Annotated in this window: 1 protein-coding gene; it reads right to left on the reverse strand. The window is 31.1% G+C overall.

From position 1 onward, the window contains the following. The coding region (locus GQX97_RS14305; protein WP_198391274.1) for an aminopeptidase at window positions 1-566 on the reverse strand (566 nt) is incomplete at both ends.

Below are 566 nucleotides of genomic sequence, written 5' to 3' on the forward strand. Positions count from 1 at the left end.
CCAGTGTATAGTAGATTTRTTTCCATTAGGAGCTTCATCATAACAAGCACCAGGAGTAAAATGGAAGCTTCCCATAATCTTTTCATCAAACAAAGTATCTTTCATAGGTTTAGTTATATAAGGATTAACTCCAATAGCAAACTCRCCTATATATCTAGCTCCTTCATCTGTGTCAAATATTTTATTTATTCTTTCATTATCATTTGCARATGCATTTACTATTTTTCCATTTTTGAACTCTAATTTAATATTTTCGTAAGTAAAACCGTCGCTATATAATGAAGGTGTGTTGTATGATAAAACTCCATTAATAGAATCTCTCACAGGGGCAGTAAACACTTCGCCATCAGGTATATTCATTATTCCAGCACATTTTATAGCAGGTATATTTTTTATAGAGAATTCTAAATTAGTACCTTCTCCTATAATTTTTACTTTATCAGTTTTATTCATAAGACTAACTAAATTATCCATAGCCTTATCCATTTTTGAATAATCCGAATTAGAAACCGTAAAAGAAAGATCTTCAGTCACATGTGGATACATCGTAGGTCGCTGTCTGTTTG

This window comes from Brachyspira sp. SAP_772 (genome assembly GCF_009755885.1).
Lineage (GTDB): Bacteria > Spirochaetota > Brachyspiria > Brachyspirales > Brachyspiraceae > Brachyspira.